This is a genomic window from Parahaliea mediterranea, assembly GCF_003402235.1.
In the GTDB taxonomy this organism is placed as follows: domain Bacteria; phylum Pseudomonadota; class Gammaproteobacteria; order Pseudomonadales; family Halieaceae; genus Parahaliea; species Parahaliea mediterranea.
Map to the genome: position 1 here is coordinate 149,703 of NZ_QEWO01000007.1, position 24,865 is coordinate 174,567.

General features: G+C 66.6%; 27 protein-coding genes. 12 read left to right on the plus strand and 15 right to left on the minus strand.

The window, feature by feature from the left end:
- The first annotated feature begins 1 nt into the window (after position 1).
- The 10 genes from DDZ17_RS19420 (at position 2) to DDZ17_RS19465 (ending at position 8,319) form a co-directional block, all read left to right on the plus strand.
- Positions 2–574 (plus strand): GspH/FimT family pseudopilin, encoded by a 573-nt coding sequence (locus tag DDZ17_RS19420; RefSeq protein ID WP_116368644.1) that lies wholly within the window; start codon positions 2–4, stop codon positions 572–574.
- On the plus strand, positions 558–992 hold the full coding sequence (gene gspI / locus DDZ17_RS19425) for a type II secretion system minor pseudopilin GspI (RefSeq protein ID WP_241505967.1): 435 nt from the start codon (positions 558–560) through the stop codon (positions 990–992). The genes DDZ17_RS19420 and gspI overlap by 17 nt, the downstream gene beginning before the upstream one ends.
- Positions 982–1,641, plus strand: a complete 660-nt coding sequence (gspJ, locus tag DDZ17_RS19430; protein WP_116368646.1) for a type II secretion system minor pseudopilin GspJ — start codon at positions 982–984, stop codon at positions 1,639–1,641. The genes gspI and gspJ overlap by 11 nt, the downstream gene beginning before the upstream one ends.
- Positions 1,622–2,722, plus strand: a complete 1,101-nt coding sequence (gspK, locus tag DDZ17_RS19435) for a type II secretion system minor pseudopilin GspK (RefSeq protein WP_116368647.1) — start codon at positions 1,622–1,624, stop codon at positions 2,720–2,722. The genes gspJ and gspK overlap by 20 nt, the downstream gene beginning before the upstream one ends.
- A gap of 68 nt (positions 2,723–2,790) precedes the next feature.
- A complete protein-coding gene (gene gspL / locus DDZ17_RS19440) occupies positions 2,791–3,990 on the plus strand; it encodes a type II secretion system protein GspL (protein WP_116368648.1) in 1,200 nt (399 codons plus the stop codon).
- Entirely contained in the window at positions 3,987–4,460 is a 474-nt protein-coding gene (gspM, locus tag DDZ17_RS19445) for a type II secretion system protein GspM (protein ID WP_116368649.1), read from the plus strand. The genes gspL and gspM overlap by 4 nt, the downstream gene beginning before the upstream one ends.
- Before the next feature lie 3 nt (positions 4,461–4,463).
- Positions 4,464–5,213, plus strand: coding sequence for a type II secretion system protein N (locus tag DDZ17_RS19450; RefSeq protein WP_116368650.1), 750 nt, complete (start codon positions 4,464–4,466; stop codon positions 5,211–5,213).
- Positions 5,214–5,251: 38 nt separating this feature from the next.
- Entirely contained in the window at positions 5,252–5,431 is a 180-nt protein-coding gene (locus DDZ17_RS19455) for a rubredoxin (protein WP_116368651.1), read from the plus strand.
- A 116-nt stretch (positions 5,432–5,547) separates the two neighbouring features.
- Positions 5,548–6,897, plus strand: a complete 1,350-nt coding sequence (locus tag DDZ17_RS19460) for a sodium-dependent transporter (protein ID WP_116368652.1) — start codon at positions 5,548–5,550, stop codon at positions 6,895–6,897.
- Between the two features lie 33 nt (positions 6,898–6,930).
- A complete protein-coding gene (locus DDZ17_RS19465; RefSeq protein ID WP_116368653.1) occupies positions 6,931–8,319 on the plus strand; it encodes an alanine/glycine:cation symporter family protein in 1,389 nt (462 codons plus the stop codon).
- Positions 8,320–8,419: 100 nt separating this feature from the next.
- On the opposite strand, the gene cls is transcribed toward DDZ17_RS19465, so the two are convergent.
- The 8 genes from cls to DDZ17_RS19505 form a co-directional block, all read right to left on the minus strand.
- Positions 8,420–9,817, minus strand: coding sequence for a cardiolipin synthase (gene cls, locus DDZ17_RS19470; protein WP_241505968.1), 1,398 nt, complete (start codon positions 9,815–9,817; stop codon positions 8,420–8,422).
- Positions 9,818–10,027: 210 nt separating this feature from the next.
- The gene (locus DDZ17_RS19475) at positions 10,028–10,924 is read right to left on the minus strand and encodes a tyrosine-protein phosphatase (RefSeq protein WP_157976739.1); all 897 of its coding nucleotides are present in this window, start codon (positions 10,922–10,924) and stop codon (positions 10,028–10,030) included.
- Positions 10,925–11,058: 134 nt separating this feature from the next.
- The gene (locus DDZ17_RS19480; RefSeq protein ID WP_116368656.1) at positions 11,059–11,760 is read right to left on the minus strand and encodes an energy transducer TonB; all 702 of its coding nucleotides are present in this window, start codon (positions 11,758–11,760) and stop codon (positions 11,059–11,061) included.
- Positions 11,761–11,895: 135 nt separating this feature from the next.
- Entirely contained in the window at positions 11,896–13,122 is a 1,227-nt protein-coding gene (locus DDZ17_RS19485) for a M56 family metallopeptidase (RefSeq protein ID WP_116368657.1), read from the minus strand.
- Positions 13,123–13,128: 6 nt separating this feature from the next.
- Positions 13,129–13,518, minus strand: a complete 390-nt coding sequence (locus DDZ17_RS19490; RefSeq protein ID WP_116368658.1) for a BlaI/MecI/CopY family transcriptional regulator — start codon at positions 13,516–13,518, stop codon at positions 13,129–13,131.
- Between the two features lie 77 nt (positions 13,519–13,595).
- Positions 13,596–13,955 carry a nuclear transport factor 2 family protein gene (locus DDZ17_RS19495; RefSeq protein WP_116368659.1) on the minus strand — a complete coding sequence of 120 codons (360 nt, stop codon included), beginning with the start codon at positions 13,953–13,955 and terminating at the stop codon, positions 13,596–13,598.
- A 90-nt stretch (positions 13,956–14,045) separates the two neighbouring features.
- Positions 14,046–15,185: an acyl-CoA dehydrogenase family protein gene (locus tag DDZ17_RS19500; RefSeq protein ID WP_116368660.1), complete on the minus strand. Its 1,140-nt coding sequence runs from the start codon at positions 15,183–15,185 to the stop codon at positions 14,046–14,048.
- 19 nt (positions 15,186–15,204) lie between these two features.
- Complete coding sequence (locus DDZ17_RS19505; RefSeq protein ID WP_116368661.1) at positions 15,205–16,392, minus strand: acyl-CoA dehydrogenase family protein; 1,188 nt, start codon at positions 16,390–16,392, stop codon at positions 15,205–15,207.
- Between the two features lie 373 nt (positions 16,393–16,765).
- Here DDZ17_RS19505 and DDZ17_RS19510 point away from each other — a divergent pair, with 373 nt between their 5' ends.
- Positions 16,766–17,515: an SDR family NAD(P)-dependent oxidoreductase gene (locus DDZ17_RS19510; protein ID WP_157976740.1), complete on the plus strand. Its 750-nt coding sequence runs from the start codon at positions 16,766–16,768 to the stop codon at positions 17,513–17,515.
- Positions 17,516–17,525: 10 nt separating this feature from the next.
- Here the strand turns inward: DDZ17_RS19510 and DDZ17_RS19515 are convergent, their stop codons facing one another.
- Positions 17,526–18,713, minus strand: a complete 1,188-nt coding sequence (locus tag DDZ17_RS19515) for a S1C family serine protease (protein WP_116368663.1) — start codon at positions 18,711–18,713, stop codon at positions 17,526–17,528.
- Positions 18,714–18,919: 206 nt separating this feature from the next.
- Here DDZ17_RS19515 and DDZ17_RS19520 point away from each other — a divergent pair, with 206 nt between their 5' ends.
- Complete coding sequence (locus DDZ17_RS19520; protein WP_157976741.1) at positions 18,920–19,636, plus strand: EthD domain-containing protein; 717 nt, start codon at positions 18,920–18,922, stop codon at positions 19,634–19,636.
- Between the two features lie 16 nt (positions 19,637–19,652).
- Here the strand turns inward: DDZ17_RS19520 and htpX are convergent, their stop codons facing one another.
- The 6 genes from htpX to DDZ17_RS19550 form a co-directional block, all read right to left on the minus strand.
- Positions 19,653–20,531: a protease HtpX gene (gene htpX / locus DDZ17_RS19525; RefSeq protein ID WP_116368665.1), complete on the minus strand. Its 879-nt coding sequence runs from the start codon at positions 20,529–20,531 to the stop codon at positions 19,653–19,655.
- A gap of 119 nt (positions 20,532–20,650) precedes the next feature.
- Entirely contained in the window at positions 20,651–21,058 is a 408-nt protein-coding gene (locus DDZ17_RS22670) for a hypothetical protein (RefSeq protein ID WP_193940630.1), read from the minus strand.
- A gap of 64 nt (positions 21,059–21,122) precedes the next feature.
- A complete protein-coding gene (locus tag DDZ17_RS19535) occupies positions 21,123–21,845 on the minus strand; it encodes a DnaJ domain-containing protein (protein WP_116368666.1) in 723 nt (240 codons plus the stop codon).
- A 7-nt stretch (positions 21,846–21,852) separates the two neighbouring features.
- Complete coding sequence (locus DDZ17_RS19540) at positions 21,853–22,563, minus strand: VWA domain-containing protein (RefSeq protein ID WP_116368667.1); 711 nt, start codon at positions 22,561–22,563, stop codon at positions 21,853–21,855.
- Between the two features lie 16 nt (positions 22,564–22,579).
- On the minus strand, positions 22,580–22,771 hold the full coding sequence (locus DDZ17_RS19545) for a hypothetical protein (RefSeq protein WP_116368668.1): 192 nt from the start codon (positions 22,769–22,771) through the stop codon (positions 22,580–22,582).
- 91 nt (positions 22,772–22,862) lie between these two features.
- Positions 22,863–24,860, minus strand: a complete 1,998-nt coding sequence (locus DDZ17_RS19550; protein ID WP_116368669.1) for an alkaline phosphatase D family protein — start codon at positions 24,858–24,860, stop codon at positions 22,863–22,865.
- Between the last annotated feature and the right edge of the window lie 5 nt (positions 24,861–24,865).

Sequence of the window (24,865 nt, forward strand, 5' to 3'; positions counted from 1 at the left end):
CATGCACCGCCCCCGCCAGCGGGGTTTCAGCCTGCTGGAACTGCTGGTTGCCCTGTTCGTGATTGTGCTGGTGACCTCCCTCGCCACCCTCAATGTGGGCTCCGGGGGTTGGGATCGGGGGCTGGAGGCCCGCCTGCAAACCCTGCTGGATACCAACGCCTTTGCCCTGGAAGAAGCGCAGATGAGCGGCCGCGACCACGGCCTGCTGCTGCAGCGGCTGGATGTGGACGGCGACATTGTGTACCGCTATGGCTGGCGCGAACTGCGCCCCGAGGGCTGGCGGGTGCCGCAAAGTGGCACCGACCTGTTTGAAGACCGCGACTTCAGCCCGGAGGTGCAGCTGCTGCTGCGCATGGAAGGCCAGGTGGACGGCGAACTGCAACCACAGGCGGATGCCGCCGGCGCCGCGCCTCAAGTGGTGTTTTACGCCAGCGGTGAAGTCAGCCCCGGTGAAATCGACGTGCGCCGGCGCAGCGACGACAGCCTGTTGTGGCGCCTGCAATGGGATTTGCTTGGCCGCGGTGAACTGCTGAGCCGGGGGCAAGAGCCGGAACCGGATGACGATGACAACTGAGCCGCGCAGCGCCGGCTTTACCCTGGTGGAGGTGATGGTGGCCCTGGCCGTGGTGGCCCTGGCCCTGCCGGCACTGATCATGGCGCTGTACCAGCAGGTGGATGGCACCGAGCACCTGCGGGACAAATCCATCGCGCAGATAGTGGCGGCCAACAAACTGGTGGAATTGCGCTTGCTGAGCCAGTCGCGGGGCGGCCTGCTGCAGGGCGAGGAGAGCGGCGCCAGCGAACTGGCCGGCCGCGACTGGAGCTGGCAAATCCGCAGTACCGCCACCGAGATGCAGTCGTTCCGCCACATCGAGATTGAGGTTCGCCCCGGCGAGAACAACACCGCGGGCCCGGCCCTGTACACCCTTGATGCCTATCTGTCGGCGGAAATTGAAAGCGCGGAACAGGCACCGGTGGCTGATGAACCCTAGGGCGCAAAGAGCCGGCGGATTCACCCTGGTGGAGGTGCTGATCGCCTTGGCCATGTCCGCCTTTATTGCCGCGGCGGCCTACATGGGCCTCGGCACGGTGATGACCGGCGTTGAGCGCAGCCGCGAACAGGCCAATCGCACCTGGGAGATCAACCGCGCCCTCACCCTGCTGTCGCGGGATATTCGCCAGTTTGCCAACCGGCCGGTGCGCGATGAGTTTGGCGACCTGGAGCCGGCCCTGCAGGGCGGCCCGGCGGCGCGCTTTATGCTCAGCCTGACCCGCGCTGGCTGGCACAACTCCCGGGGCCGGCCGCGCAGTGCGCTGGAGCGGGTGAACTACGTGCTGGAAGACGACGCCCTGTGGCGCGAATCCTACCCGGTGCTGGACCGCGCCCCGGACACCGAGCCCCAGCGGGTGCGCCTGCTGGATGGCGTGACCAACCTGCGCCTGCTGTTTCTCGGGGATATCGATGCCCTCAATCCGGCCAGCCGGGGCACTGAGGTGGACACTCGGGCCTGGCCCGAGAACTGGGTGGCCAATCTGGGCCAGCCCGACGCGCTGCCCCCGCCACCGATTGCGCTGGAGGTGCGGCTGGAGTTGGAAGACTGGGGCGAAGTGAGGCGATTGTATGTCCTGCCGCCGTATTGATGGCGCCCCGGGGCCTACCCGGCAGGGCGGCGCGGCGCTGGTGATCGCCCTGCTGGTGTTTGCCATCTGCGCGGCCTTGATGGTGGCCATGAAGGCGGACTTCGAGCTGTTCTACCAGCGCGGTGCCAACAGCTTCCTGGCGGAGCAGGGCTACACCTACCTGCGCGGCGCCGAGGACCTGGCCGCCCTGGGGCTGGTGCTGGACTACGACAAGGACAGCGCCACCGACCTGCCCCGGGATGACCTCCGCGAGGAGTGGGCGCTGTCCCGTCCACCCTTATTGCTGGAGGGGGGCGGTGGCCAGATGCGCGGCGTGCGCCCGGATGTGGAGCACGCCGGCCAGTTCTTTTTTATCGAGGATTTACAGGGGCGCTTTAACCTGAACAACCTGATGAACAACGGCGGTGTGCCCCAGGGCCAGCAGGCGGACGAGGTCGAGGCGGGCACAGCCCGGCGCTACACGCCGGAGCAGGCGCAGTTTATTCGCCTGCTGCAGACCTTCGAGGAGCCGGCCCTGTCCCAGCAGGAGGCCGCGGCGATCACCGACGCCGTGCTGGACTGGATGGACAGCGACAGCGTGCCCCGCCCCTTTGGCGCCGAGGACGACTATTACTTCGCGCAGGAGCCGGCCTACCGCGCCGCCAACCGCCGCCTGGCCAGCGTGTCGGAGCTGCGCGCGGTGGCCCACATCACGCCGGCGCTTTACCAGGCCCTGGCGCCCTGGGTCACGGTGTGGCCGCTGGAGGGCGACAGTAAGCTCAACATCCACACCGCCCCGGCGCGGGTGCTGCAGAGCCTGAACGCCGATGACGACCTGAGCCCGCTGGGGCCGGCCGAGGCCCAGGCGATAGTGGATCTGCGCCGCAACGAAGGCTTTGCTGATGTGGATGCCTTTCTCGGCCAGGGCCTGTTTGCCGAGCGCCAGACCGTCGAGCTGAAAACCCTGCTGGGGGAGAAGAGCGCCTGGTTCCTGCTGGGCGCGGTGGCCGAAGTTGCCGACCGCAACCGCCACTTGTACAGTGTGCTGCACCGCAACCAGCGGCGGGTAGAGTCCCGTGCGCGCTCGGCGGGCGAGCTGTAAACAGTGATGGATCAGCCCCCATTACATGCCGAATGGCCTGTGACTTTGCCTGACTGGAGAATGTGTCCTTGCAGAATATTGCCGTAATCCGGCTCGTTGACGAGCAATTGCTGTGCTACCCGCCGGGCGCGGGAGAGCAGGCGCTGCCGCTGGATAGCGAACAGGCCCAGCGGGAGATGGGCGAGCGGGTGGCCCGCAATCGCTGGGGCTTGTGCTTCGCCGCCCCGGCCGCTGATGTGCGCCTGCTGGATGTGACCATCAGCGCGGAGGAAAAAAAGCACCTGGCCCAGTCCCTGCCGTTCATGCTGGAAGAGCAGGTGGCCGAGGACATCGAGGGGCTGCACTTTGCCACCCTGGCGCTGGCGCCCCTGCACTACGGTGTTGCCCTGTGTCGCCACCAGCACATGGCCGACTGGCGCGAGCGCCTGTCTGGCGTGGCCGGCACGGTGAACCATTGGCTGCCGGAACCCCTGTTGCTGCCCTGGCAGCCCGGGGAGTGGTGCCTGCTGCTGGAAGGGGAGCAGGCCATCCTGCGCAGCGGCCGCTGTGCCGGCTTTGGCTGCGAACGCGCCTTGCTGCCCCTGTTGCTGGCGGCGGCTCTGGCCGAGGGTGAGCCGGATACGGTGATTGTGTACGGCGGCGACCAGGCGGCCGATTGCGCCCTGCTACCGGAGGCGCTGCAGGCGCGCGTCAGCTGGCGCCGGGGCAACCTGTGCAGTGCCCTTATGCTGGTGGATGCCCCGCCGGCCCTCAACCTGTGCCAGGGCAGTTACGCCGCGCGCCTGCCCCTGAAGCGCTGGTGGCAGCAGTGGCGCCTGGTGGCGTCGGTGTTTGCCGCCGTGTTCTGCCTGCAAATGCTGGCCACCTGGCTGGATTACCGCGCCCTGGCGGCGGAAAACCTCAACTTGCGCAGCGCCCGGGAGGCCAGCTACCGCCAGGCCAACCCCCAGGGCGCGGTGGTGGACCCGGAAAAACAGCTGCAGCGGCAGCTGGATGCCCTGCGTGGCACCGGCGGGGGCGGCGCCTTTGTGCCCCTGCTGGACCGGGTGGGGCGGGTACTGGATGGCGAACCCGGCGCGAGCCTGGCCAGCCTCAACTACAGCGACCGCGGCGGTGAAATGCGCATGAACATTGTGGCCAGCGACTACGAAAGCGTGGAGCGCATTCGCGCCGGCATCAACGCCAGCGGCCTCAGTGCCACCATGGAAAGCAGCAACGCCCAGGGCGACGGCGTGCGTGCGCGCATTCGGGTGGAGGGTCGGGGATGAACCAGTGGTTCGCACGATTCAACGCCCGCGAGCAGCTGAGCCTGCTGGCACTGGCGGTGGTACTGCTGGTCTACCTGGCCTACATGCTGCTGTACAGGCCCCTCGACGAGCGCCGCGACGACATGCAGGCCCGCAATGCGGCTACCGCGGTGTCGCTGCAGCGGGTGGATGCGATGGTGTCGGAAATACTGGCCCTGCGCGAGGGCGGCGAAGGCAACCGCCAGCGCCGCAACCTGACCACCCTGGTGAACCAGACCACGGCGGCGGTGGGGCTGGCGGTCAGCCGCCTGCAGCCCAACAGCCGCGGCGATATCCAGGTGCGCTTTGAGGGGGTGGAATACGCTGCCCTGGCGGGCTGGCTGTACGAGGTGGAGTTTGGCCAGGCGCTGCTGGTGCGCGAGCTGTCCATGACCCAGTCCGGCGGCGCCGGGCGGGTGGATGCCACCGTCCGTCTGGGACAGGGCGAGTAGGCCATGCAACGTATCGCGCCGCTGGCGGCACTGCTGCTGTTATTGCTGGTTTTCCTGCTGCTGGGCGCCCCCGCGCGCCTGTTGCCGGCGCTGCTGCCGGGTGGGCAGGTACAGCTGGGGGGGCTCAGCGGCACCCTCTGGCAGGGCAGCGCCAGCCGCTGCCTGCTGCAAACGGCCGCCGGCCCCCTGCAACTGGGGCGGGTGCAGTGGCAGCTGCGCCCCCTGTCACTGCTGACCCTCTCGCCGGCCCTGGATGTGGATAGCCAGTGGGGCGGGCAGCACCTCTCCGGGCGGGTTAAATTTCACGGTGTGAACGACATCGGCCTGAGCGACTTATCGGCCCGGGCCGACGCCAGCCTGCTGCGGCAGTTGGCGCCGCTGGCGGTGGAGGGGGGCTTTTCGCTGCAGGCGCAGCACCTGCGCCTGCGCGATGGCCTGCCCGCGGGCGCCCAGGGCCGGCTGGTGTGGGAGCACGGCGCCTGGATGGCGCCCCAGGGCCGCATTGCCCTTGGCAGCTACGCCCTGGACATCCAGCAGCGCGACGCCGAGGCCCCACTGACGGCCGACGTTATCACCCTGGCCGGGCCGGTGCAGGCCGCGGGCCAGGCCAGCCTTACCGGGCAAAATTACAGCGTTGATATCCGCATTCGCGCCGAGCAGGGCGCACTGGACCCGGCCCTGCAGCAGGGGCTGTCGCTGATGGCGCGCCCCGACGGCAACGGCTACCACCTCACCCTGACCGGCGCCCTGTAGCCGGTTGGCTCCCACAATAAAACTCAAGGAGAAACCCCATGTCTGCTGCTCCCTATCGCAAATACGAATGTGTTATCTGCGGCTTTATCTATGACGAAGCCGAGGGCCTGCCGGACGACGGCATTCCCGCCGGCACCCGCTGGGAAGACATCCCCGATGACTGGGAGTGCCCCGACTGCGGCATCGCCAAATCCGAATTCGACCTGATGGAAGAATAGCCGCCCGGCGTGCCGCTGTTTTTGCCAGGCGCCCGACTGAAGCCGCCCCGGGTTTGTTGTAGACTTGCGCCTGTCTGCCCCGCACGGGGGTAAATAACAACAACTCGGAGAGTTTTATGGCAATAGCCAGCGGGGAGCACTGGTCCTCCCGATTTGCGTTTCTGATGGCCTCTGTCGGCTTTGCGGTGGGCCTCGGCAACATCTGGCGCTTTCCCTATGTCACTGGTGAAAACGGTGGCGCGGCCTTCGTCATTGTCTACCTGGCCTGTGCCTTTGGCATTGGCGTCCCCATCCTGATGGCGGAGCTGCTGATTGGCCGCCGCGGCCAGGGCAGCCCACCCGAAGCCATGGCCAACGTTGCCGCCGAGAGCGGCCGCAGCCGCCAGTGGCAGTGGGTTGGCGGCATGGGGTTGCTGGCGGCCTTCACCATTGAGATTGTCTACGCCGGTATCGTCGGCTGGGTGCTCTGGTACCTGTACAAGGCGATCACCACCGGCTTTGTCGACATTGATGCCACCGCGGCGGGCAACGAGTTTGCCGCCGTGCTCGACAGCAACTTCGGCATGCTGTTCTGGACCCTGGTGGGCCTTGGCATCACCGGCTTTATTATTTTCTCGGGCGTGAAAGACGGCATTGAGCGGGCGGTGAGCGTGATGATGCCGCTGATGTTTGTGCTGCTGCTGGGGCTGGCCGGCTACAACTATTTTGCCGGCGGTTTCGACGCCGCCCTGGACTACCTGTTTACCCCCGACTTCAGCAAGATCGGCCCCACCGCCGTGCTGGCGGCCATCGGCCAGGCCTTCTTCTCCATCGGTGTGGCCATGGGCGGCATGATGACCTATGGCTCCTACCTGCCGCGCAGCATCTCCATCACCCAGTCGGTGTTTATCGTGGTGTTTGCCGACACCATGGTGGCCATCCTGGCGGGCCTGGTGATCTTCCCGGCGGTGTTCAACAACGGCCTGGACCCGGCGGCGGGCCCGGGCCTGATCTTCCAGACCTTGCCGGTGGCCTTCGCCCAGATGCCCGGTGGCCACCTGTTCAGCGTGCTGTTCTTTACCATGCTGGCGGTGGCGGGCATCACCTCCATGGTGGGCCTGATCGAGTCAGTCAACGCCTGGATTGAGGGCCGCTTTGGCCTCAGCCGTCACAAGAGCGCGGTGCTGGTGGTGGGCTCGGTGGCGGTGCTGAGCGTACTCAGCATCCTGTCCTACAACGTGCTGGAAGAACTGCGCTTTGGCGGCAAGAACTTCAACGACACCATGGACTACTTCTCCAACCAGGTGTTGCTGCCGCTGGGCGGCCTGTTCATCGCCATCTTTGCCGGCTGGGCCGTGCACCGCGCCCACAGCCGCGACGAGCTGGGGTCACTGAACGAGCCCGGCTTCGCCCTCTGGCGCTTTGCCATCCGCTTTGTGGTGCCACCGGCGCTGGCCATTATTTTCATTCTGGGTGTAACCGGCTGAGCGCCCTGCACTGACGACTTCCCGGGAGGGACCATGCTTGCAGCGGTGAACGATTTTCTCTGGGGCCAGATTCTGGTGGTGGTGCTGGTGGCGGTTGGCCTGCTCTACACCGTGGCCTCGCGCGCGGTGCAGTTTCGCTACTTTGGCCGCATGTTCGGCGTGCTCAAGGACGGCCTGCACCGGGAGGCGGGGCAGGTCAGTTCCTTCCAGGCCCTGGTGGTGAGCGTGGCCGGCCGGGTCGGCAGCGGCAACATTGCCGGGGTGGCGGTGGCCATCACCCTCGGCGGCCCCGGGGCGGTGTTCTGGATGTGGGTGATCGGCCTGATGGGCATGGCCACCAGCTTCTTTGAATGCTCCCTGGCCCAGCTGTTCAAGCGCCGCGAGCCCGACGGTGGCTTTCGCGGCGGCCCCGCCTACTACCTGACCCACGGCATTCGCCAGCGCTGGCTGGCGGTGATCTATTCAGTGCTGCTGCTGGTCACCTTCGGCCTGTGCTTTAACGGCGTGCAGTCCTACGTGGTGGCCAGTTCCCTGCAGTCGTCCTTTGGCGTGCCCACCTGGGCCAGCGGCCTGCTGATGGTGGCGCTGCTGGGGGTGATCTTCTTCGGCGGCATTCGTCGCATTGCGGCGGTGGCGGAGATTGTGGTGCCGGTCATGGCCCTGGGTTACCTGCTGGCGGCACTGGTGGTGCTGGGCCTGAACATCGAGCGCGTTCCGGCCATGCTGGGCTACATCGTGCAGAGCGCCTTCGGGCTGGACTCCGCCGTTGGTGGCGGCCTTGGCGTGGCGCTGATGCAGGGCGTGAAGCGCGGCCTGTTCAGCAACGAGGCGGGCCTTGGCAGTGCGCCCAACGTGGCGGCGGTGGCGGCGGTGCCCCACCCGGCCAACCAGGGTGTGGTGCAGGCCTTCTCGGTGTTTATCGACACGGTGATCATGTGTACCTGCACCGCGTTGATCATCCTGCTGTCGGACGTTTACCAGCCTGGCGCCGAAGGGGTGGCCGGGGTGGCCCTGACCCAGAATGCCCTGGCCAGCCACGTGGGCAGCTGGGGGGCCAGCTTTGTCAGTGTGGCCCTGGTGCTCTTCGCCTTCAGCTCCATCATGTACAACTACTACCTGGGCGAGAACAGCCTCAACTTCTTCAGCGAAGAAAACCAGGCCCTGTTCACTGGCTTTCGGGTACTGGTGCTGGGGCTCATCCTGTGGGGCTCCATGCAGGATTTGGGCACGGTGTTCGGCTTTGCCGACCTCACCATGGGCCTGCTTGGCTTGGTGAACCTGGTGGGGCTGGTGTGGATGTTCCGCATTGGCATGCGCCTGCTGGCGGATTACGACCGCCAGTTGGCCGCCGGTACAGAGCCCCGGCTGAACGTGGATGACTACGCCGACCTCGACATCGACCGCACTGCCTGGCGCGATTGAGCGGGGCTCTCGATAGCTCCCAATAGCTCTCGACGGCTTTCGATAGCTCTCGATCTGCTCCAGTCACGTTGGCGGCCTTGCAGTGCAGGCCCCGGCGGCTTCAGAGCACCGGTGAGAACAGCCGCGCCACCCCGGTGGCGAAGGTGAACCACAGGGGTTTGTCGGCGATCTCCTGGGGCGTTACCCGGCGGCTGTGCACGATGTCGTCCTCCAGCATTTCCTCTACCTCGCGGCAGAATGCCTTGCCGTGCACCAGCAGGGTAATTTCGAAATTCAGGCGGAAGGAGCGGTTGTCGAAGTTGGCGGTGCCAATGCCGGCCACCTTGTCGTCCATCAGCAGCACCTTCTGGTGCATAAAGCCGCCCTGGTAGCGATAGAGCTTGACGCCCGCCGGCAGCAGCTCGCGGGTAAAGGCCCAGTTGGCCAGGCCCACCAGCGGGCCGTCCGGTTCGTCGGGGATGATCAGGCGCACGTCCACCCCGCGCAGGGCCGCCAGCTGCAGGGCGGAGATAATGCCCCTGTCTGGCACGAAGTAGGGGCTGGCGATCCAGATGCGATAGCGCGCCTCGACAATCACCTGGTGGAACATCAGCCCGGCCTCTTCCAGCGTGCTGGCCGGGTCCGAGGCGAACACCAGCACATCGTTGTCGCCGCAGCGCGGGGGCTCCAGCTGGTGTTCGATGCCCAGCGGCTGGCGCGTGGCCCAGCGCCAGTCGGTGGCAAAGGCCAGTTCGACCCCCAGCACCGCGGGGCCTTCCAGGCGGGCGTGGGTGTCTCGCCAGAAGCCGCGACGCTTGTCCAGCCCCAGGTATTCGTCGCCGATGTTGTGCCCGCCCACCCAGGCCTGCTTGCCGTCCACCACCACAATTTTGCGGTGGTTGCGGAAGTTGAGCTGAAAGCGGTTGCGGCGGCCCTGGGTGGTGTTGAAGGCGGCCACCTCAACCCCGGTTTTGCGCAGCTGCTTGCACATGCGGGTGCGGTGGAAGTTGCGGCTGCCAATCTCGTCGTACAGCAGGTGCACGCGCACGCCCTGCTGGGCCTTCTGCGACAGGATGCGGGTAAAGCGGGCGCCCAGGTCGTCGTCGCGAATGATGTAGAACTCGATAAGAATGTAGTCCTCGGCCGTTTCCAGAGCGTCGAGGATGCTCTTGAAGGTGGCCTGGCCGTTGACCAGCAGCTCCACGTGGTTGCCGGTGGTGGCGGGGGTGCGGCTTAAGTTGTACAGGCTGTTGTAAAGGGGCAGCTCGTCGGAGTAGTCGATCAGGAAGTCATCCAGCGCGTGGTGGGTGCGCTGCAACAGCTCCCGGGTTTCGTTGGCGATTTCCTGGCGCTGCTCCAGGTAGCCGGCGAATTTGTTGCGCCCGAAGATCAGGTAACAGGGCAGGGCGAGGTAGGGAATGGTGAGCAGCGACAGTGCCCAGGCAATGGCGCCCTGGGCGGTGCGCACCCGGATGATCGCATCGAAGGCACAGAGGATCGCCGACAGGTAGAACACCACGGCGATGGCGGCAATGGCTTGGCTGTAAAGGCTCAGGATCCTGCTCCAATGGCTGACGCTGGCACCAGTCTAGCCGCAATTGGCGCGCCGACAAACCGCTGTGATGGCCGCCGGTGGCGCCACTTTCAGTGCCAGCTGGCCTGTGACGCGCTGCCCTCAGCGCCTGCGGTGCCCTCATTGATCGGGGCGCCGGGTGTGGTCGCTCTCGGCTTATTGCAGCAGGCCGGCCTGCAGGGCGTTCACGTCGGCGTCGCTGAGCTTGAGGCCCTCGCGCACGTAGGTGTCAAAATCGCCCCAGTGCTCGTCGATGCTGGCGAAGGCCGCCTCGATCCAGGGCTGCTGGACACCCATCATGATGGCGATCTGCCCGGCGGCCTGCTCGCCCTTGAACAGGCGCGCGAGCATCAGGTCCCGGCTGTGGGCCTCCAGCGAAATCGCGTTGCTTAGCAGGTAGTCCTGGATGATGGTGTCTCGCGGCACCCCCAGAATCTGTAGCAGGATGGCCGCGGCAAAGCCGGTTCTGTCCTTGCCGGCGGTGCAGTGCCACAGCACCGGTTCGCCCCCGGCATCGCGCACGGTGTGAATAAACTGGCGGAACTGGGGGGTAAACTCGTTGGCAAACTGCCGGTTGGCCTCGGTCATCAGGGCACTGGGGTCAAAGCCTTCAAAGTCACCACTTTCAAAACGCGCCTTCACCTCTTCCACCATCGCGGAGTTGCCATCGTCCAGGGTGGGGATGGCTAACACCGCAAAGGCCGGGTTGTCCGGCAGGCGGTCGGGCGCAGCATCTTTTTCAATCTGCGAGCGAAAGTCCACCAGGGTCTGCAGTTGCAGGCGCTGCAGCTGTTTGAGGTCAAAGCGGCTGGCCTGGGACAGGTCGCCGGCCCGGTACAGCACCCCCCAGCGCACCTGGCGGCCATCGGCAGTGCGGTAGCCGCCGAGGTCGCGGAAGTTGTCGATGCCCTCGAAGGCCAGCAGGCGGTGCGCCGGGCGCTCGGGCGCGGGGAGTTCGGCAGGGATGGCTACGGGCGCCGGGGGAATAAACTGGACAATGGCGATGCCGGCAATGACGACGGCAAGCGCCCACTTCCAAAGGCCTGATTTCACACGCTGCTCCGGGTGGCTACTGATGGGCGGGCAAGCTTAGCACCAACCGCGCCGGGGTGGGCAGCGGGCCCGGGGCGTGAGCGCAGGTGGCAAGGGCGGGTATGCCAGTTTGGCCTGGCCCGCCCGCCGAGGTGTTACTGCTCCAGCCGGAAGGTAATGCGCGTGGTCATGTCGCGCTGGCCGTAGGGCACGCCGTCCTGCACCGGGGCCTTGTACTTCCACTTGGCCAGGGTCTGCATGGCGGCCCGCTCAAACACCCCTTCCGGCTCGGCGGCCAGCACCCGGATATTCTCGGTGCGGCCGCTGGCGGCCACGTCAAAAATCAGGTCCACGTGGCCTTCGATGCCACGGCGCAGGGCCGATTGCGGATAGTCCGGCGCAATGCGAAAAACCGGCACGATGGTGGATGTGCCGGCGCCGGCACCAATGTCGCCCTGCACCGGTTCGGGGCTGAAGGGCTCCCCGGTGTAGGGGGTGCTGGTGGCAACCTCGGTGCGGGTGGTGGGGGTTTCCCAGCGCGGCGGTATCTCCGGCTCCTGGGGCTTTTCCACCGGCTCCTGGCGGCGGTTCTCCGGCGGTTTGGGGCGCTCCATATAGGGGTTGAAGTAGTTGCGCTCCACCGCTGGTAGCTCGGGCACCTCGGTGGTAATCAGGGCCTGCATCATCAGGAACAGGGCCGCGGTCACCACCGCCGCCAGGGCAGAGGCGCCGGCCCGTGAAACCAGGCGTGCCAGCCTGATCGCGGAGCCGTTATTGGCGGTGGTGTGGGAGAGCAGCGCCGCACTCAGGTTGCGGGGCAGGTGGGCATGGTTGTGAGAGTGGGCCTCGGTGTACATGGTTGAATCCTCCGGGAGGGCGGCTGCCGGCGGCACGGCACTACCCTCCTGTCGTCAGCGGGATAAAAAGGTGAGTCGTTTTTGTTGCGGCGCGGTTGCGCCGGACTACGGCAGCTTGCGTGTGGGCGCTGAACCTCAGGGCGGCCGGTCGGTAACCGGAGAGTGCCGTCCGCCAAGCTCCTGGCCCGGCAGCGGGGGTGTTTGGGGAGAGGGCACAGAGAAGGTGCCGAAAGAGCTCGGCTGGCGGTTCTGGCCGCGCGCTGGCTCTGCCGCCAAACGGTAGTCGGAGCGGTTGATCTCCAGCGCCAGTCCCGGCATGCGAGTGGCCGGTGGAATACGCTGTGGCAGCAGGGCCACCGGCACTGGCGCTGGCGGTTCCCGGGCCGGTAGCAGGTGAATGCTGAGTGGTTGCACGCTGGCGCCGGGGCTGGCATCGCGCTGGGTGCCCGGGCTCAGCCCCGCCAGCGGCAGCGCCAGCGCCAGGCTGAGGGGGATCAGCCAGGGCCAGCCAGTGGCGCTGTCGGAGTGGTCTAGCCCCGGCGAGCAGATGTTTCGAATGCGCAGGGCAAGGTCCGGCTGGCGGCTCAGGGACATGGCTGCCAGCGGGCGTGGATGGCGGGCCTGGGCCAGCAGCAGCGCGGCGTAGTCCGGCGGTGGGTGGCGGGCTGCCAGCACATGGTTGTCGCAGGCCTGCTCCGAGGCCAGGGCCAGTTGGCCCAGGGCCTGGCGCAGGCCGGGAATGGGCCAGTAGAGCACAGCGGCGATCTGCCCCAGCAGGTGGGTCACCCAGTCGCCCCGGCGAATATGGCCCAGTTCATGATCCAGCACCATGGCCCGCTCGGCGCCGGTGAGTGTTGAGCGCGTCGGCACCAGAATCACCGGGTTCAGCCAGCCCCAGGTCATGGGGCTGTTGATGCGCTCGCTGCACAGGATGCGCAGGCGCGCCGGCAAGGGGCCGGGCCGCCCCGGCAACAGCTGGAGCCAGTCATTCCCCGCCGGGCGGGCGGCAACGGTGATGCGCAGCAGCCTGGCAAGTTCCCATGCCAGCTGGCTTGCCTTGGCGGCGGCCACCGCCAGGTAGATGAGCAGGGCCGCGCCCGCGAGGGCAGAGGCGGCCCCGGCGTTGCCTGCCGGCAGCAGGGGCAGGGACCAGGCCGGCGCAACCGGGGCCAGCACCGGCAGGGCAACCAGGCACAGCAGGGTGGCGAAGGGAGCGCGGTGGCGCACCGCCGCTGAACTCATGCCGAGGTCGCTGGTGAGCAGTGCGCCCAGCGACAGCACCAGCAGGGCCTTGGCAAACAGCAGCGCCAGGCCACCCGGGGATGGGGTCGAGAGACTGAGTAGCTCGATCCATCCGCTCATGCCGGTCTACTCCCGCCGCCGGGCGCGTTCGCGCTCGATGAGGGCGGCGAGTTCGTCCAACTCGTCGTCCGCGAGGTCGTTGGCCCCCAGCCCCAGCAGGGCATTGGCCGCACTGTGGGTGGAGCCGCCAAAGAACGTTTTGACCAGGCGTCGCAAGGCCCCCTGGCGGGCATGGGTGAGCGGTTGGGCCGGGGCGTAGATGTAGCGCGCGCCCGTCTGTTCGAAGGTGACCTGGCCCTTGTCCACCAGAATGGCTAGCAGGGCCCGCACCGCCGAATAACTGGGCGCGTTGGGCAGGGCGGCGTGAATGTCGCGGGCCGAGGCGCGGCCGTGCTCATACAGCAGATCCATGATCTGCCGCTCCCTGCGACTGAGTTGCTGACCGCTGGTGGCCATCGGTCCTCCTGCTAATTTATTAGCATGTTGCTAATAAATTAGCACCCACGGTCAGGATGTCAAGGCCGCTGTGGCCCTCAGCCCTGGATGGCGTTCTCCGGGCCCCAGTAGGCGCGCATGGAAACCACCTTGCCGGCGTCGTTGAATTCGAACACGTCGATCACGTCCATCTTCATGCCGGGCAATATCACCTGGAAGGGGAAGGCCACGGCATTGCCGGCGCAGCGCGGCGTGCCGGTGAGAGCCAGCTTGGCGCCGGCGCCCATGGCCCCTTCGTAGAAGGTGCAAATGGCCTCGATGCCGTGGTGGGGGTCGGTGCCTACCGGGTCTTCCACGGTGGCATCGTCGGCGTAAAGATCGCGGATGATGCCGAGGTCGGAGCTTTCAAAGGCGGCAATGTAGCGATCGACAGCGGCCAGTTTGTCTGCGGTTTCCATGGTGCTTTCCTTTTATTGTTGCGTTGGGCTGGTTGGGTGAATTGTGAATACGTTGAGCAGGTTGAAAAGTTTGCTGCGTACCCGTGCGGCTCAATAGCCGCACAGGCTGGCGTAGCGGTCTTTGTGGAAGCCCGTATCGCCCAGGATTTGCATGGCCACCCGGGCGCGCTTCAGGAAGAAACCGATTTCCAGTTCGTCGGTGACGCCAATGCCGCCGTGCATCTGCACCGCTTCGTTGGTGACCCGCTTGGCCAGTTCGTTCAGCTTGGCCTTGGCCAGGCTGGCCATCAGCGGCAGTTGCTCGGGCTGTTCGTCCACGACAGACAGGGCCTGCAGCACAACAGACTGGCACAGTTCCAGCTCCACCTGGATCTGGGCCGCGCGGTGTTGCAGGGCCTGGAAGCTGCCGATCAGGGCGCCGAACTGCTTGCGCTCCTTGAGGTAGGCCACGGTGCGCTCGAAGCTCTCTTTCGCCAGGCCCAGCATTTCCGCCGCCATGGCGACGCGGCCGCGATCAAGCACCGCTTCCAGCACCGGCCAGGCGGCGCCGGCTTCGCCAATCACCGCCTCGGCGGGCACGTTCACCTGTTCAAAGCGAATGTTGGCGGCATTGCGGCTGTCGGCCATGATGGTGCGCTGCACGCTGACCCCGGCGCTATCGCGCGGCAGCAGCACCAGGCTCAGGCCGTCGCGGCTGTCACGCTCGCCACTGCTGCGGGCCACCACCAGCAGCTGGTCGGCGCTGTGGCCGTCCAGCACAAAGCACTTGCTGCCGTTCAGGGTGTAGCCGTCCCCCGCCGGGGTGAGGGTGGTGTCAATCTGCTGCGGGCGGTGATGGTGGCTCTCCTCCAGCGCCAGGGCGGTGGTGACCTCGCCGGCGGCGATGGCCGGCAGCCACTGCTCTTTTTGCTGCTCGCTGCCGCCGAGCAGAATGGCGCTGGCGCCAAGCACGGCGCTGGCAAACAGGGGAGACGCGGTGAGGGTGCGGCCGCTCTGCTCAATCACCAGGCCCAGTCCGGCAAAGCCGAATTCCAGGCCGCCGTAGGCTTCCGGCAGGGTGATGCTGGCCCAGCCCAGTTCGCACATCTCCCGCCACAGGGCGGGGTCGTAGCCGGTGTCGTCGCGGGCGTCGCGCAGCTTGCGCAGGGCCTCCACCGGTGCCCGCTCGGCCAGAAAGTCCCGCGCGGTGTCCTGCAGCAGGCGCTGCTCTTCGTTCAATACCAATGCCATGATGTTTCCTTGCGCGCTCTCAGGACTGGGGGAGTTGAAGTGCGTTTTTGGCGATCACGTTCAGCTGCACCTCCGAGGTGCCGCCGGCGATGGTCATGGCCTTGGACATGGCCCACAACCGCAGCGTATCCAGCTCGGACGCGCTGAAGCCTTCGCCTTCCCAGCCCAGTCCGCGGCTGCCCATGATGGCCAGCAGCAGTTCACTTTTCACTTTCTCGGCCTCGGTGCCGGCGTACTTCATCACCAGCGGCGCGGCGCTGTGCACTTTGGCGGCGCGCTCCTCAAAGGTGCGAAAGTGGGTGAGGGCAATGGCCTGCATTTGCATTTCGTAGTCGACCAGGTCCGAGCGCAGCTGGGCGTCGGCAATCTTGCCGTCCTCAAAGGGCAGGTATTCGCGCGCGGCCACGGTGGGCGGCACCTGTTCGCGGGGGGAGTCGCTGCCCATTTCCGACATCAGCTTGCGCTCGTGCACAAGCAGGGCCTTGGCGATGGACCAGCCCTTGTTCAGCTCGCCCACAAGGTTTTCCTTCGGCACTTTGACGTTGTCGAAGAAGGTCTGGCAGAACTCGGACTCGCCGCTGATCAGCTCGATTGGAGTGACGCTCACGCCGGGGGAGGCCATGTCGATGAGCAGGAAGCTGATGCCCTCCTGCTTCTTGGCGGCGGGGTCGGTGCGCACCAGGCAGAAAATCCAGTCGGACTTGTCGGCACTGGTGGTCCAGATTTTGGAGCCGTTGACCAGGTAGTGGTCGCCCATGTCCTCGGCACGGGTCTGCAGGCTGGCCAGGTCAGAACCCGAGCCCGGCTCGGAATAGCCCTGGCACCAGCGAATCTCGCCGTTGACGATGGCGCGGATGTGCTGCTGCTTCTGCGCTTCGTTGCCGTATTCCAGCAGGGCTGGGCCCAGCATCCAGATACCGAGGCTGTACAGTGGCGTGCGCGCATTGATGCGCTTCATTTCTTCTTTCAGAATGCGCGCTTGCTGCGGGTTCAGGCCACCGCCGCCGTAGGCGGTGGGCCACTCCGGCGCGGTCCAGCCGCGCTCGCGCATGCGCTCAAACCAGAGGCGGGCGTCTTCGCTGGCAAAACTGCCCTGGCGTCCGCCCCAGTACTGCTCTTCAGGGGCGGCCAGGCTGCGCTGGCTTTGGGGGCAGTTGTCCTCAAGCCACTGCCGCACCTCACTGCGGAAGGTTTCCAGTTGCTCCACGGTGTTGGGTTCTCCTGTGGTGGGCAAAAAAGTAATGGGCCAGCATAGCGGCCAGCGCCGCTGAGGCAATGACCTTAGCAGTCACCCGCGCTGACAATACAGCACCCGGCCGCCGGGTTTAGTCACTCCCGGGCGCGCGGTACAGTGCCGCGAACCGGGCCGCGTTGACCTGCCCGGGCGGCGCGGCCATGCTGGCGTGCGGCCACGCGGCTGCCAGGGTGGCGGGCTTTCACTGGCAATTCACCCTGGTGATACAAGCACTGGCAACACATGCGCTGGCTACTTATGCGCTGGTTACTCAAGTGCGGGCTACTCAAGTAACAGTACAGCGGCAACAACGATATCAATGCGGATAACAACAAGGAGCGCCAAGATGCGTCGATTTGAAGAAAAGGTAGTGCTGGTCACCGGCGCGGGCAGCGGCATCGGCCAGGGCAGCGCCCTGCGCATTGCCGCTGAGGGCGGCAGCGTATTCTGCGTGGACCTGGATCAGGCCAGCGCCGAAGCCACCGCGCGGCAGGTGCGCGACGCCGGGGGCGAGGCCACCGCCCACGCCTGCGATGTCAGCGACGAGCAGCAGGTGATCGATTGTGTGGCGGCCTGCGTGGCCCGCTACGGCAGCCTGTATGCCCTGATCAACATGGCGGGCATCCTGCGCTTTGACGATACCCGCGAGATCAAGCTCAGCCAGTGGCAGAAGGTGCTGGATGTGAATGTCACCGGCACCATGCTGTTCTGCCGCGAGGCCCTGCCGCACCTGATCGACAGCGGCGGCAGCATTGTCAACGCTGCTTCCACCGCGGCCCTGGCCGGTCTGCCCTGCGGCACGGCCTATTCCGCCAGTAAGGGGGCGGTGCTGGCCATGACCCGCAGTATCGCCATCGACTTCGCCAAGCAGGGCGTGCGCGCCAACTGCGTGTGCCCGGGGGATATCAACTCCGGCATGACGGTGGGCATCGAATGGCCCGCGACCATGGACTTCGACCTGATGCCGCGCATTGTGTCCATCAGCGGCGCCAAAGGGCCGGAGGCCATCAGCGGGGTGATTGCCATGCTGGCCTCGGAAGATGCCATTCACATCACCGGCGAGGATATTCGCGTGGACGGCGGCACGCTGTCCTAAGCGGCGGGGCTCAGTCCTGGGCGCTCAGCGCCACCACCACCTTGCGCGTGTCATCGCCGTTGCGCAGCTCCACCTCAACCTCGTCCCCCGGGCGGTGTTTTTCCAGCACGCTGAGGAAGTCGTCGTTGCTGCGAATCTCGCGGCCGTCGATGGCGGTGATCACATCGCCCAGGCTGATCTCGCCCCGGCTGTTGCGGTAGGCGCCGCGAATGCCGGCGTTGGCCGCGGGCATGCCGGGGTAAACCCGCACTACCGGCAGCCCCTCCATGCGGTAGCGACGAATCCAGCGATCGCTGGCCAGTTCAATACCCATGGCCGGGCGCTGTATGCGGCCGTAGGCAATCAGCTGCGGCACCACCTCGCGCACTGTGTTCACCGGAATGGCAAAGCCAATGCCGGCACTGGCGCCACTGGGGCTGTAAATAGCGGTGTTTACGCCCACCAACTGGCCGAGGGAGTTGAGCAGGGGGCCGCCGGAATTGCCCGGGTTGATGGCCGCGTCGGTCTGGATAACGCCGCGAATGGTGCGGTTGCTGGGGGCCTTGATTTCCCGCCCCAGCGCGCTGACCACGCCGGTGGTGAGTGTGGTGTCCAGGCCAAAGGGGTTGCCGATGGCCAGCACCTTGCGCCCCACCGTCAGCTCGGAGGAATCCCCCAGTGGCAGGGTCACCAGGTCCGCCGGGGGCTCCTCGATGCGCAGCACGGCAAGGTCCTTCTCCGGCGCAATGCCCACCACTTCGGCGTCGTGCTCGCTCTGGTCCTGCAGGGTGACGGTGAGGCGGTGGGCGCCGGCAATCACATGGAAGTTGGTCACAATCAGCCCGCTGTCATCCCACACAAAGCCGGTGCCCGAACCGCGGGGAATCTCGTGGACGTTCAGCGAGAAGAAGTCCCGCCGCAGGGCCTTGTTGGTGACGTACACCACCGCCGGACTGGCGCGGGAAAATATCTCCGTGCTGTTGGCTTCGTCCTCGGTGGCAAAGCTGAGGTAATCCGGCGCGGCCTGGGCAGTGCCCGGCGCCCAGGGTGCCACCAGGGTGGCCAGCGTCAGGGCGATAACGCCGAGCCAGCGTAGCGGCCGGCGGGCGGTCAAGGTAGACAGGGCTGACAGGGCGGGCACTGCAGCAACGCCCCGAAAGCCCGAAAAGGCGGGGAATGCGGAGAATACAGAGAATACTGAAAGGAATCGTGCTGGCATCGGGCCTCCTTGCTGTAGGGCGAGCATACCTCGCTCCATCAGACAGCGCGAGCGGCCCCGCGGTTCAACAGAGCAGCCGCACCTGCCCTTTGCCCGGCGCTGCCCGGGCCTTTCGTTGAGCACACCGCGGGCATTTGCTTAACTCCCTGTCCCAATGCTACCGCGCCGCTGCTGGCCGGCCGGCGTGTACTAACGGGAGAGGTGCTGTGGAAAAGCTGATTTATCCCCTGTGGGCGAAAACCGACGGCGACGCCCTGCGTGAGACCTTGCTCAACGAAACGATTCCCGCCCTGCGGGCCTGCGAGGGCACCCGCGCGGTGCGCCTGACCGTGGCGGACAGCGCCGTGGCGAGCGCCGCCCCCAAGCGCATTGAGCGCCTGCCGCCAGCACCAGTTGCGGTGGTTTCCCTGTGGCTGGACAACGGCGGCGACCGGGCGGCGCAGGAAGCGCTGCTTGCTGGCGCCTGCGAGCGCTTCGACTGCCTGCTGGTGACCGAAGCCGAGCCCATCGTTAACCGCGACCAGCCGCCGGCCGCCGATGGCCGCGTGCCGGGCTGGTGCCAGGTGGTGTTTCTGGAAACGCCGCCGCGCCTCAGCCGCCAGCAGTGGCTGGACATCTGGCAGGGCAGCCACACCCGGGTGGCCATTGATGTGCAGGCCAACTTTGCCTACCGGCAGAACGTGGTGGTGCGCGCTTTCTGCGAGGGCGAGCGCCTGCCGGATGCCATGATCGAAGAGGACTTCCCCGCCGCGGCGATGACCTCGGATCACGCTTTTTACGGCGCGCAGGACGACGACGAACTGCAGCGCCGGGTGGGCGCCATGATGGACAGCTGCGCCCGCTTTATCGACTTCGACCGCATGGATGTACTGCCCATGAGCGAGTACATCTTCGGGGATCTGCTGACCGCCCAGTTCCGCTAGCGCTCTCCCCGCCTCATCAACCCCCGAGGGCGCGGATGCGGTCCTCCAGCGGCGGGTGGGAGCGGAACAGGCTGGTAATGCCTTCCTTCATCTGCTCGCTGATGCCAAAGGCGGTGAGCTCCCCGGGCATGTCCTGGGGCAGCCCCTGTTCCGCGCGCAGGCGCTGCAGGGCGGCAATCATGGCGCCGTTGCCGGCAAGGCGCGCGCCGGCAGCATCGGCCCGGTATTCGCGCCAGCGGGAGAACCAGAACACTATCATGCTGGCCAAAAAGCCCAGCACCAACTCGGCGACGATGGTTACCGCATAGTAACCAAGGCCGTAGCCGCGCTCGGTCTTGAACACCACCCGGTCCACCGTGTGGCCGATGATGCGGGCCAGGAACATCACGAAGGTATTGACCACGCCCTGGATGAGGGTGAGGGTCACCATGTCGCCATTGGCCACGTGGCCAATTTCGTGGGCCAGCACGGCGCGCACTTCATCCCGCGAAAAACGCTGCAGCAGGCCGGCGCTGACGGCCACCAGGGCGTCGTTGCGGTTCCAGCCGGTGGCAAAGGCGTTGGCGGCCTGGGAGGGGAAGATGCCCACCTCCGGCATGCCCACGCCCGCCTCTTTGGCCAGCTCGGCCACGGTGTCCACCAGCCAGCGTTCATCCTGGCTGAGCGGCTGCTCGATGATCTGCGTGCCGGTGCCGCGTTTGGCCATCCACTTGGACAGAAAGAGGGAGATCATGGAGCCGCCGAAACCGAACACGGCGCACATGACCAGCAGGGCGCCGAGGTTCAGGTCGACCCCGTTGGCGGCCAGGATGCCCTCCAGGCCAAGCAGGTTGAAGACGATGCTCAGCAGCACCATCACGGCGATGTTGGTCGCCAGAAACAGCAGGATTCTCATGGTCGGGCCTCGGTTGTAACGCTAGGGTATCCGCGATGCGCTCGCGTTGTCTGTACAGTCAGGTTGCGGCCCACAGGGCGCGGCAGCTGGATTCAACTATGGTGCCTGGGCGGCTTTTTTCAAGCGTTTGGGCGCGGCTCCCCGGGGCCGGGCTGGGCTTCGGCTTCCGCGCCGGCTTCGCCATCAGCCTCGGCATCTGCATCCGCAACAGAGGGCACCGGCGCTTGCTCGCCGCCAGCGGGCGGGGCGGATTCAGGCGCTGCGTCTGATGCGGCTTCTGCTTCGGGGGCCACCGGCAGGGGAATGTCGCTCACCTGCAGTACCGGTTCGCCCTTGGGGCCAAGCTCCGCCGGCACCACTTCGCCACGCAGCTCCACATCCTTGGCGCTCAGTTCAAACAGGGTGTTGATGCCCTCGTCCTGGTGTTTCACCCGCAGCACGGCGCGCGGGTCGCGGCCGTCGACCCAGGCCTTGGACTTGCCCCAAAAGTGGCCGAGTTGGTTGCGGATTACAAATACCTCAGTCATGGCGATTGTGCGGTCTCCAGTTGCCGTCAGGGTAGGGTGGGTGGGGGCGCAGTGTAAGGCCTGGCTACCCGAGCAGGAAGTCCTTGGCCTCGTTGATGCGGGCCGCCAGGTAGTCGCTGCCACCCCGGTCCGGGTGCAGTTTCTGCATCAGGCTGCGGTGGGCGGTGCTGATCTCGTCGTCGCTGGCGTCTTCCCCCAGGCCGAGAATGGCCAGGGCCTCTTTGCGGGTCATGCCGCTGTGCCCGGCACCTTGTCCGCCATCTTGCCCGCTACCGGCCTGCTGCTGGCCGTGGTCGGCGCCGGGAAAGCGCTGTTCCAGATAACCCGAGAGCAGCTGGGCGGAATCGGTATCTTCGCGCCGGCAGTACTGCATCAGCTCATCCAGCTGGGTGCGGTCCATCTCATCCAGGAACCAGTCGGTAAAGGGGCCCTTGAGGACTTCGCCGCTGAGTTTTCCGCTGTGGTGGTCCAGGTGCACCCGCAGGCAGTCGGTCTCCACCGTTGACTGCTGGGGGCCGCTGGCGCCGGACTTCAGCGAGCCCAGCATGGGGAACAGGCGCAGCAGGGTCGGGCCCATCTGCCGTATCACCACCAGCAGGCCGGTGAGGGCGGCGCCTATCCAGTGCATGCGCCCGGTGAGGGTTAGCCCGATGACCACCACCACGGCCACGATCAGGCCCAGCTTGATGTATTCGGCGCGGCGCTTGTGGGGCGGTTGGCGGCGGGCGCGTTGGTAGAGGATGTAAACCAGGGCGGCAATCGCCAGCAGCAGTATGAGACGGGGCACTGTTCCCTCAGGGCTTGAGTTGCTGAAGCAGCAGTTTAGCACCCTTGGAGGCCTGGTTTTCCAGTGCCGCGCGGCCCCCGCTGGCATAGCGGGCCACCGCCCCCAGCAGCTCCGCCAGCAGTGCGGCGCTGGCGCTGTCAAAGCGCGCCCAGGCGCCGCCGGAGAGCCGGGCCATGTCGGCAAAGCAGGTTTGCACCTCGCGGGCGTGGCCCTCCTGGAACAGGAACAGCGGGAGTTTGCGCAGGCCGCATTCACCGGCCAGCTGGCACAGGGTGGCGGCGTTTTCTTCCATGGCATCGCCGATAAACACTAGCGCGCGCAGGGGCGCCGCCTGGTGTTCCTTCAGGGCGTGGCGCAGCAGGCGGGCTATCTGGGTGTGGCCGCCCTCGCAGTGCACCCGCCGCATCAGGGTGGCCAGGGTGTCGCCATCGCCCAGCCAGTCGCTGGCAAAAAATTCCTGGAAGCCACGGTAATAACACAGTTGCAGGCTGAGGTTGGCGGCGCCGGTGCCGGCACTGAACATTTGCTGCTGCAGGTGGCTGGCGGTGTCCCAGGTGGGTTGCCGGCTGGCGGTGGCGTCAATGGCGAAAATCAGGCGCGCCCTGCGCTCGGCCACGCGACTGATGGCGCGGCTGGTGCCCAGAAAGCGAGCGATGTCGGTGGCGTTGGCTTTTGCTGCGGGAGGGCGCGAAGGATTGCGCGAGGGAGGGCGGGCCATGCAGTGCTGCGCTTGCTTAGTGCTGCTCCAGCCGATCCAGGGCCTTGATGCCCTGCAATTCCTGGAGGTAGTGGCGCCGCTGGGACAGCTCGCGCACCGCCTGCCTGAGCTCGGCCTCGCTGATCTCGCGATTGGCATTGACCAGCTGCCACAGCTTGCGGCTGCACAGTTCGCTGGCGTTAAAGGTGTTGCTTGAATTGGTTGTCATTGTGTCTGTGTTCCTTGTCGTTACCGCTCCAGCGTGCCACCCCATTGTGACAGCAGCGTGACGTCATAAGTTTCCGATGGTTGCAGCCAGCTTACCCCGTCCACAGGGAAAAGGGAAAGGGCGGCTCGCCCTCAAACACCGGGGTTTGCAGCACCGGTTGCTCGCCCGCCCGCCACAGGGGCACCTCGAAGCGAGCGCGGTAGCGCACTGCTGGCGCTGCGGTGAAGGGGCGCCGGGCGCCTTCGATGGCCACCAGCTCCACCGCCAGTGCCGTGGCGCTGAAGCGGGCAATGCCGTAGCCGTTGGCGTCGCTGTCGGCAAAGCGCAAACCCGGGTTGGCCGGATTGCTGCCGAGCCACTGGGCCAGCCGTTCGCTACCCAGCCGGTGGTAGGCAAAGGCGGCCAGTACGCCCTGTAGCAGGGTCATATTCCAGTTGGGTTGCAAAGCGCCATCCTGCTCTGCGGTGATCAGGGCGGCAAAGTCCGGGTGATCCTCCCCGGCGATGGCGCGCACGCTGTCGTACAGGGGGGTGGAGCTGATGCCGGCGCAGCTGAAGTCCACCGCCACCGCCGGGCTGTTTTTGTCGCCGGGGTCGGTGAGGATGGCCCCGGCCCCGTGCATGTGGTGATCGCCCGACAGCGAGACTACCCCGGCGGTGCCGGTGCTGTTCAGGTGTTCCATCACCGTGCGGTATTCGTGGGGATAGCCCTGCCAGGCGTCGATATTGAACACGCAGTCCTCGTAGCCGGCAAAGGGAATGCTGGACAAATCCAGTCGCAGTGGCAGCAGGGGCAGGGGGTTGGCCCAGAGTTTCCAGGGCGCCTTGGAGGCGCCAAGGCCGTCCAGTAGCCACTGGCGCTGTTCGCTGCCAAGGCAGGTGCCGGGGGCCCGGTCGCGGGCCGGGTTTGGCACACTGCCATCGCCCCAGGGCAGGGTCGCCGGCGGCTGGCCGTTGTTGTATTCGCGGCCGGCGTCGGCCAGGGCCACCAGTTCAACCGAGTTCATGGGCAGGCCCACGGATTCCGCGGTGCCCTCCTTGAGGCAGGGCGGGCTGCGGTAGCTGCGCTCGTCGGTGATGAACATATCCACCAGGCTGCCCCACTGCAGGCGGCGGTAAATGCGCAGGCTGTCGCGGGCGAGCCGGTTGTCGCTGTCGGCGCCGGCACCCAGTTGCGCACGGCGCAGCCCGTGGCTGGGCTGGTCGCTGAACTCATCCAGCGCGCAGGGGATGAACTCGAACCAGGCGCGGTTGGCGTCCAGCTTGCGCTGGGCCTCCAGCACCGGCTCTGGCCCGTAGTGGCTGTAGCTCTGGAAGTTGTCGTCGCTGAATTCGTGATCGTCCCAGGTGTAGATGAAGGGCCAGCGCGCCCGCGCTTCCTGCAGGTGGGGGTCGGCGAGGTAGGTTTTGTAAAGGTGGCGGTAATCGGCCAGGCTCACCGCATAGCGGTTGCCCTCGCCGCGCTCGCCGTTGGGGAAGGGCGGCAACACGCGCGACGGTGGGCTGCCGTCCTGGCGGGTGTGCCAGCTGCGCTCGTAGATGAAGTCCCCAAGGTGCAGCACTGCGTCAATGCGCGCATCGGCCGCGGCGGCCAAATCGTCTTCAATCAGCCGCGCCCAGGCGCCAAAGTAGGCCTGCTCAAAGTTCTGGCAGCTCACAAAGGCCAGGTTGAGCGGCCGGGCCAGGCCGGGCGCGGGGGCCGTGCAGGTGCGGCCGGTGCGCGAGCGTGTGTCGGTGGCGCCAACAAAACGGTAGTAGTACCAGCGCCCGGGGGCCAGGCCGTCGATAAACACGCGCAGGGTGTAGTCGTTGTCGGCGCTGGCCGACAGGGGCCGGGCCAGCAGTGGCTCGGCAAAGTCCGCCTGTTCGCTCACCTCCAGCATCACCTGGCAGACGGCGCCGCCGTCGCGCGGTACGGCGCGGGTCCAGAGCATCACGCTGTTGCTGCGCGGGTCGCCGGAGGCCACCCCCTGGGGGAAGTCCAGCGCGGCGCTGGGGGCCGCCTGGCTGGCAGCGGCAACCTCGCCAACGCTCAGCAAAAACGTGCCGGTGGATAGCAGGGTAAGAAGTTCTCGGCGTGAAAGGCTCATGGCAG

Bases quoted from the DNA above. Each gene is read 5' to 3' on its own strand.
- DDZ17_RS19420 (WP_116368644.1), top strand. From the start codon at position 2: ATGCACCGCCCCCGCCAGCGGGGTTTCAGCCTGCTGGAACTGCTGGTT.
- gspI (WP_241505967.1), top strand. From the start codon at position 558: ATGACGATGACAACTGAGCCGCGCAGCGCCGGCTTTACCCTGGTGGAG.
- gspJ (WP_116368646.1), top strand. From the start codon at position 982: ATGAACCCTAGGGCGCAAAGAGCCGGCGGATTCACCCTGGTGGAGGTG.
- gspK (WP_116368647.1), top strand. From the start codon at position 1,622: ATGTCCTGCCGCCGTATTGATGGCGCCCCGGGGCCTACCCGGCAGGGC.
- gspM (WP_116368649.1), top strand. From the start codon at position 3,987: ATGAACCAGTGGTTCGCACGATTCAACGCCCGCGAGCAGCTGAGCCTG.
- DDZ17_RS19450 (WP_116368650.1), top strand. From the start codon at position 4,464: ATGCAACGTATCGCGCCGCTGGCGGCACTGCTGCTGTTATTGCTGGTT.
- DDZ17_RS19455 (WP_116368651.1), top strand. From the start codon at position 5,252: ATGTCTGCTGCTCCCTATCGCAAATACGAATGTGTTATCTGCGGCTTT.
- DDZ17_RS19460 (WP_116368652.1), top strand. From the start codon at position 5,548: ATGGCAATAGCCAGCGGGGAGCACTGGTCCTCCCGATTTGCGTTTCTG.
- DDZ17_RS19465 (WP_116368653.1), top strand. From the start codon at position 6,931: ATGCTTGCAGCGGTGAACGATTTTCTCTGGGGCCAGATTCTGGTGGTG.
- DDZ17_RS19480 (WP_116368656.1), bottom strand. From the start codon at position 11,760: ATGTACACCGAGGCCCACTCTCACAACCATGCCCACCTGCCCCGCAAC.
- DDZ17_RS19485 (WP_116368657.1), bottom strand. From the start codon at position 13,122: ATGAGCGGATGGATCGAGCTACTCAGTCTCTCGACCCCATCCCCGGGT.
- DDZ17_RS19490 (WP_116368658.1), bottom strand. From the start codon at position 13,518: ATGGCCACCAGCGGTCAGCAACTCAGTCGCAGGGAGCGGCAGATCATG.
- DDZ17_RS19495 (WP_116368659.1), bottom strand. From the start codon at position 13,955: ATGGAAACCGCAGACAAACTGGCCGCTGTCGATCGCTACATTGCCGCC.
- DDZ17_RS19500 (WP_116368660.1), bottom strand. From the start codon at position 15,185: ATGGCATTGGTATTGAACGAAGAGCAGCGCCTGCTGCAGGACACCGCG.
- DDZ17_RS19510 (WP_157976740.1), top strand. From the start codon at position 16,766: ATGCGTCGATTTGAAGAAAAGGTAGTGCTGGTCACCGGCGCGGGCAGC.
- DDZ17_RS19515 (WP_116368663.1), bottom strand. From the start codon at position 18,713: ATGCCAGCACGATTCCTTTCAGTATTCTCTGTATTCTCCGCATTCCCC.
- htpX (WP_116368665.1), bottom strand. From the start codon at position 20,531: ATGAGAATCCTGCTGTTTCTGGCGACCAACATCGCCGTGATGGTGCTG.
- DDZ17_RS22670 (WP_193940630.1), bottom strand. From the start codon at position 21,058: ATGACTGAGGTATTTGTAATCCGCAACCAACTCGGCCACTTTTGGGGC.
- DDZ17_RS19540 (WP_116368667.1), bottom strand. From the start codon at position 22,563: ATGGCCCGCCCTCCCTCGCGCAATCCTTCGCGCCCTCCCGCAGCAAAA.
- DDZ17_RS19545 (WP_116368668.1), bottom strand. From the start codon at position 22,771: ATGACAACCAATTCAAGCAACACCTTTAACGCCAGCGAACTGTGCAGC.
- DDZ17_RS19550 (WP_116368669.1), bottom strand. From the start codon at position 24,860: ATGAGCCTTTCACGCCGAGAACTTCTTACCCTGCTATCCACCGGCACG.